General features: G+C 48.1%; 6 protein-coding genes. 3 read left to right on the top strand and 3 right to left on the bottom strand.

The window, feature by feature from the left end; genetic code table 11:
* Positions 1–126: 126 nt before the first annotated feature.
* On the bottom strand, positions 127–546 hold the full coding sequence (locus FKN93_RS01070; protein ID WP_170904287.1) for a hypothetical protein: 420 nt from the start codon (positions 544–546) through the stop codon (positions 127–129).
* A gap of 135 nt (positions 547–681) precedes the next feature.
* Between FKN93_RS01070 and greB the strand changes: the two genes are divergently transcribed.
* Together greB and FKN93_RS01060 are read left to right on the top strand one after the other, a co-directional pair.
* On the top strand, positions 682–1,158 hold the full coding sequence (gene greB, locus FKN93_RS01065; RefSeq protein WP_170904286.1) for a transcription elongation factor GreB: 477 nt from the start codon (positions 682–684) through the stop codon (positions 1,156–1,158).
* Positions 1,159–1,196: 38 nt separating this feature from the next.
* Positions 1,197–2,195 carry a LacI family DNA-binding transcriptional regulator gene (locus FKN93_RS01060; protein ID WP_170904285.1) on the top strand — a complete coding sequence of 333 codons (999 nt, stop codon included), beginning with the start codon at positions 1,197–1,199 and terminating at the stop codon, positions 2,193–2,195.
* Positions 2,196–2,215: 20 nt separating this feature from the next.
* Here FKN93_RS01060 and edd read toward each other — a convergent pair whose 3' ends face one another.
* Together edd and FKN93_RS01050 are read right to left on the bottom strand one after the other, a co-directional pair.
* Positions 2,216–4,018, bottom strand: a complete 1,803-nt coding sequence (gene edd / locus FKN93_RS01055) for a phosphogluconate dehydratase (protein WP_170904284.1) — start codon at positions 4,016–4,018, stop codon at positions 2,216–2,218.
* 2 nt (positions 4,019–4,020) lie between these two features.
* Complete coding sequence (locus FKN93_RS01050; RefSeq protein ID WP_004394395.1) at positions 4,021–4,536, bottom strand: gluconokinase; 516 nt, start codon at positions 4,534–4,536, stop codon at positions 4,021–4,023.
* Between the two features lie 158 nt (positions 4,537–4,694).
* Here FKN93_RS01050 and FKN93_RS01045 point away from each other — a divergent pair, with 158 nt between their 5' ends.
* Positions 4,695–6,068, top strand: a complete 1,374-nt coding sequence (locus FKN93_RS01045; RefSeq protein ID WP_158137468.1) for a GntP family permease — start codon at positions 4,695–4,697, stop codon at positions 6,066–6,068.
* Positions 6,069–6,077 lie beyond the last annotated feature (9 nt).

Here is a 6,077-nt window from a genome sequence, read left to right as displayed (position 1 = left end):
AATGTCAGTTCTGAGTGAAATCATCACGTCAGTCGTTGAGAAGAAACCGTACCCGAACGTTTTTGATCTATAAACTGCACATGCTTCTTCAGGCATGGTAAGTCAAGATACCTCGGTGAACGCTTACTAGGCTTTGGTTTGAGTAAAATCGGCCATCGGTTTCAGTACTGTACCTTGGCAACGAAATTTGGCATAACCGATGGATAATAGTGCACAAAATAATGCGGGAATAACCCAAAAGCCATGCCAAAGAAGATCAAAAAACTGGTCAAGTTCACGAATCACAATGCATAAGAAAAAACCTGCCACAAGGGTATAGAAACCACGGGCTTGTGGTAATTTGTAGGCCAGTTTTGCAAATAATAGTGCACTGATTAGAGCAAACAGTTCTTGGGTAATTTCGGTAGCTCCAATTTCTGGTACACCGTGTTGGAAAATGTTGAGATCCACATAGACCATGATGGGAGCCAGTAACGTTAAGAAAGTCAGTAATAGAGCTTCGAGAATGTGTCGTTGAACCGTCTGCCAAGCGGTAAGCTGTCTCATTGGGATATCCTAGTTATGGGGGAAATGGTTAATATATTATATGAACACTGTTTTTAATTTTAAGTTTTTACGTGACTCTTATCACGAAAATAAATTATTTTAATTTTTGTAATTATCTTGTCATTGAGGTAGATAGTGAAAACGAAACTGATTACACGTGCTGGTTATGAAAAGCTTAAGCAAGAGCATGATCATCTATGGCATGAAAAACGCCCGGAAATTACCAAGATTGTTACTTGGGCGGCCAGCCTAGGCGATCGCTCTGAAAATGCCGATTACACCTTCAATAAGCGTTTGTTGCGTCAGATCGATCGTCGGGTGCGCTATTTGCGTAAATTATTGCCAGAGTTGAAGATTGTTGATTACTCGCCACAGCAAGAGGGTAAAGTGTTTTTTGGTGCTTGGGTTGAGATTGAAAATGAAGCTGGCGAGATGAAAACCTTACGTATTGTCGGTCCAGAAGAGATTTATGGTGATGCCAAAGACTACATTTCCATTGACTCTCCGATGGCGCGCGCCTTGCTGAAAAAACAAGTCGATGAAGAAGTCACCGTAAAAACCCCAACCGGTGATAAACTCTGGTTTATTAATACCATTCGTTACGAAAAATAGTTACCCCATTGGTTCGTCAAGTTGGGGCTAGGAAAAATATGCACAAAAAAAACAGACCGACTCTGCAAGATATTGCTGATCAAGTCGGCATTACCAAAATGACCGTCTCGCGTTACATGCGCGATCCTAATTCTGTGGCGCAAGTTACCCAACAAAAAATCGCCGCGGTGGTTGAGCAGCTTGGTTATATCCATAACCGTGTACCGGCGATCATGTCTAAATCGTCCAGTCGGGCCATTGGGATCATATTGCCTTCGCTCTCTAACCAAGTGTTTGCTCATTTGGTGCAAGGCATCGAAGAGGTTACTCAGGCCGCAGGCTACGATACCTTAATTGCCCACACCGGTTATAACCCCCAAGTTGAAGAAAACAAAATTGCCGCGTTTCTTTCTTATCGGGTGGATGGCCTAATTTTAACCGAAACCAATCATACTGAGCGCAGTCGGCAAATGCTCAAATCCGCGGGGATTCCGGTGGTTGAAACGATGGAAATCCCGACTCAGCCGATTGATATGGCAGTGGGGCTGGATCACGAACAGATCTCGTATCAAGTGGTGCAGCAGATGATTGCCCGTGGTCGACAGCAGGTTATCTATCTTGGCGCTCGGTTAGACACGCGAACTCAACTGCGTCGGCAAGGTTATGAGCGAGCAATGCGTGAAGCGGGTCTTCAGCCGATGCAGGTGTCCACTGGTGAGCATTCCAGTTTTACCTTGGGCGGTATTTTGCTACAACAGGCGTTGCAACAGTACCCAGCGCTGGATGGTATTTTTTGTACTAATGATGATTTAGCGGTCGGGGCGATGATGTATTGTCATCACCATCGTATTGCGGTTCCGCAGCAGATTGCCGTAGTGGGGTACAATGCGTTGGATATCGGGCAGGCGATTATCCCTCGTCTAACCAGTGTGGAAACGCCCCGCTTGGCGATTGGTAAAAAAAGTGCCGAGCTATTGCTGGCGGCACTCTCTGGTCAAGCTGTCGAGCCGAAGGTTTATGATTTAGGCTATCGATTAACCCATGGCGAAAGCTGGTAATTGCTTGCGCTGTCTAGCGATTAACGGGTGAATAAAAAGCTCGCGCCTTGATCCGCCGAAGTCACGTGTTGGCGAGCGAGGGTGAACAGCTCTCGCCCCCAACTCTGTTGATCCTGTTCAGTCAGCGCTGGCTGCGCCACGCGTTGACTTAAATCGTCTAAACAGGTGAGCTCACCCTTGGTGGCATCCAATCTCAGTAAATCACCATCGCGCAGTAATCCTATCGCGCCACCGCGCAGTGCTTCAGGAGAGACGTGGATCGCGGCGGGGATTTTTCCTGAAGCGCCAGATAAGCGACCATCGGTCACCAATGCGATTTTAAAGCCGGCCTTTTGTACATTGCCGAGGATTGGCATCAATTTATGCAGTTCAGGCATACCATTGGCCGCTGGGCCGCTGTAACGAACCACCACAATGCAATCTTGATTCAGCTCGCCGCGTTGATAAGCCGCTTCCACGTCATGTTGTGAATTAAACACTTTAGCGGGAGCCTCAACGATATGATGAGAGGGTTTGACTGCCGAGACTTTGATCACCGCTTGGCCAAGGTTACCGCTCAGTACCTTAATCCCTCCGGTTGATTGAAATTGCTGATGCTGAGCGGCGATCACGCTGGCATCCAGCGTCTCATCGCAAGCTTGCCAACTGAGTTGCCCCTCGGTTAACACCGGGCGAGTTAATTGATCGGCAAACTGACCGAAAGCGGGCGTGACATCGGTATGCAGCAGATCTCGCTCATTGAGACGGGTGAGCAGCATCGGTACTCCTCCCGCCGCCTCAAAAGCATTAATATCAGCGCTACCATTCGGATAAATATTGGTTAATAACGGCACGATTTGCGACAAATCGCTGATGTCCTGCCAAGTTAAGAGCAGCCCAGCGGCTCGTGCAACCGCGAGCATGTGAATGGTGTGATTGGTACTGCCACCCGAAGCCAGTAAGGCGACAACGCCATTGACCAAACTTTTCTCGTTGATCACTGTACTCAGTGGTCGGTAATTCGGTGTGCCCGGAGCCATCGCTGCAATCGCGTTGGCCGCATAGGCGGTTAAGGCATGACGTAATGGATTATTCGGTGCAACAAAAGCAGACCCAGGTAGCATCAAACCCATGGCTTCAAACACCAATTGATTGGTGTTGGCGGTGCCGTAAAAGGTACACGTACCGGGGGAGTGATAAGAATGACACTCCATATCGAGCAGTGCTTCGCGGCCGACTTGCCCCGCGCTGTATTGCTGGCGAATCTCGACTTTTTGTTCATTACTGATCCCAGTGCCCATTGGGCCCGCGGGAATAAAAGCGGTCGGTAGGTGAGCATAACTGAGCGCGCCCATTAATTGTCCCGGGGCAATTTTATCGCAGATACCAAGCAGTAAAGTGCCATCAAACATATTGTGGCTAAGCGACATCGCGGTGGCTTGGGCTATCATATCTCGGGAGAACAGCGACATATCCATCCCTGGCTGACCTTGAGTCACGCCATCGCACATCGCCGGTACGCCACCGGCGACTTGCGCCGTGTGTCCACTGGTCTGTAACGCGGCTTTGATGCGCGCAGGGTAATCCAGATACACTTGATGGGCACTGAGCATGTCATTATAGGCGGTGATGATCGCAAGGTTTGATTTGGTTAAATCAAGAATATGTGATTTTTCGCTTTGACAAGAGGCCGCAATCGCATGAGCTAAGTTACCGCATGATAAACTGGCTTTGCCTTTTCCTGCGGCGAGTTGTTGAGCGGTTCTAGTTAAAAATGCGTGACGAAGTTCACGACTGCGCTGTGCAATTCGTTCGGTGACTTGCAAGAGGAGCGGCTGAGTCATGGTTATTCCTCCCGAGCTTGTAGGGCGAGGATCGCTTGATTGACCACTTCCTCAATGTCACCGTCAATACTGATGGTGAGAACATCGTGTTCTGTTTCGCTGGGGCGTTCTAAGGTAGCAAATTGGCTATCGAGCATGCTGGTTTTCATAAAGTGACCCTGCCGCGCTTGCATCCGTTCTATAATCAGTGCTTTATCACCGTCCAGAAACAGAAACGTCACCTGTTGATTGCCATCGCGAATTTGATCGCGATAGCTTTTTTTCAGAGCCGAACAGACGATGATGCCTTGCTCACTCTTATTTTCTAAGCTAAAAGCCGCGTCACGAATCCGTTCTAACCAAGGGGCGCGGTCGTGGTCATTGAGTGGCTGACCTTGGCGCATTTTTTCAATGTTGGCGCGAGGATGCAAATCATCACCATCGATAAATTTTGCTTGCAGACGTTCAGCAATGCGTGCCCCAATGGTGCTTTTTCCACAGCCACTGACACCCATCACAATAATGCTTTTACCAGTCATATCGACTCCTTAGTCCGAGATCTGAGCGAGATCCCAATTTTTAACTTTGCCTAACGAATTGGCTTTATCTTAATCTTGTTATCGGTAACATGTTACCCGTAACTTATAGATTTGTGAACCGAAACACAAACATCCCATTCTTGATAAAGGTGAACGAAATGGACCAAATAGCACATAGCCCTACCTATCTGTTGTTGCTCGCCCTTGCGGCGATCGTTGCTCTACTGTTTTTGATCATGAAGTTAAAAGTCCATGCTTTTGCTTCATTAACGTTAGTCAGTTTCGGCACCGCACTGGCCGCTGGCATTCCAGCAGGTCAAGTGGTGCCGAGCATGATGTCTGGATTCGGCGGCACGCTCGCTTCTGTTGCTTTACTGGTTGGTTTAGGAGCCATGATTGGTAAGATTTTAGAAGTGACGGGCGGGGCAAAAGTCTTAGCTGATACCCTAATCGGTCGGTTCGGAGAACAGCGTGCGCCTCTGGCCCTCGGTGTTGCCTCATTATTGTTTGGTTTTCCGATCTTTTTTGATGCCGGCTTAATCGTCATGATGCCGATTTTGTTTAGCGTCGCGAAACGCTTTGGCGGTTCAACACTCAAATACGCTTTGCCAGCGGCGGGTGCGTTTGCGGTGATGCATGCGTTTGTTCCTCCGCATCCCGGCCCAGTTGCTGCCGCTGAGTTACTTGGCGCTGATATTGGTCTGTTGTTAGTGGTGGGTTTACTGGTGGCGATCCCGACTTGGTATCTTGGCTCGTATTTGTTTGGTCTTTATTGCGGTGAAAAATTTAACTTACCGCTCTCTAAAGCCTTTTTAAATGCCGAAGTAATGTTTAAAGACAAAGCGGATTTACCGAAATTTTCTACCGTACTGTTTATTTTGGTTCTACCTGTATTGTTGATCTTCTTGGATACCGGGTTAAATACGTTAGCGGTGGCTGGTGTGCTGGACGGTCAGCAGCCTTGGATTGAATTTTTACGCATGCTAGGAAAAACGCCGATTGCGTTACTTATCACGCTATTGGTGTGTTTATTCACCTTTGCTGGTAAATATGGCATGAGTAAGCTAGAAAAATTGTGTACCGATGCGTTAGCCCCGATCTGTGCCGTTATTTTAGTCACTGGTGCAGGCGGTATGTTTGGTGGCGTATTACGTTCTAGTGGTATTGGCCAAGCCCTAGCCGATGTATTAGCCCATACTGGCATGCCAGTGATTGTCGCTGCTTTTGTGATTTCGACGTGCTTACGGGTTGCGCAAGGCTCAGCCACGGTTGCCTTAACCACCACGGCGGCGCTGATGGCACCGATTGTTGCGCAAACCACAGGTTTGTCAGAGTTAGACTTATGCTTTATCGTGATTGCTATTGCTGGTGGCGCGACGGTGCTGTCTCACTTTAATGATTCTGGTTTCTGGTTGGTCTCTCGCTTGCTGGAAATGGATGAAAAAACTACGCTCAAAACGTGGACGGTAATGGAAACGCTACTGGGTAGTATTGCGTTTATTATTGTCGCCACTCTCAGCTATCTTCTATAAGGTTTAGGT

The organism is Vibrio sp. A8-1 (assembly GCF_013048685.1).
Classification (GTDB): Bacteria; Pseudomonadota; Gammaproteobacteria; order Enterobacterales; family Vibrionaceae; genus Vibrio; species Vibrio metschnikovii.
The sequence above is the reverse complement of the archived record's forward strand: the minus strand, read 5'-3'. Positions and strand labels throughout refer to the sequence as shown.

Excerpts from the sequence above, each read along its gene's own strand:
- FKN93_RS01070 (WP_170904287.1), bottom strand. The coding sequence starts at position 546 with ATGAGACAGCTTACCGCTTGGCAGACGGTTCAACGACACATTCTCGAA.
- FKN93_RS01060 (WP_170904285.1), top strand. The coding sequence starts at position 1,197 with ATGCACAAAAAAAACAGACCGACTCTGCAAGATATTGCTGATCAAGTC.
- edd (WP_170904284.1), bottom strand. The coding sequence starts at position 4,018 with ATGACTCAGCCGCTCCTCTTGCAAGTCACCGAACGAATTGCACAGCGC.
- FKN93_RS01050 (WP_004394395.1), bottom strand. The coding sequence starts at position 4,536 with ATGACTGGTAAAAGCATTATTGTGATGGGTGTCAGTGGCTGTGGAAAA.
- FKN93_RS01045 (WP_158137468.1), top strand. The coding sequence starts at position 4,695 with ATGGACCAAATAGCACATAGCCCTACCTATCTGTTGTTGCTCGCCCTT.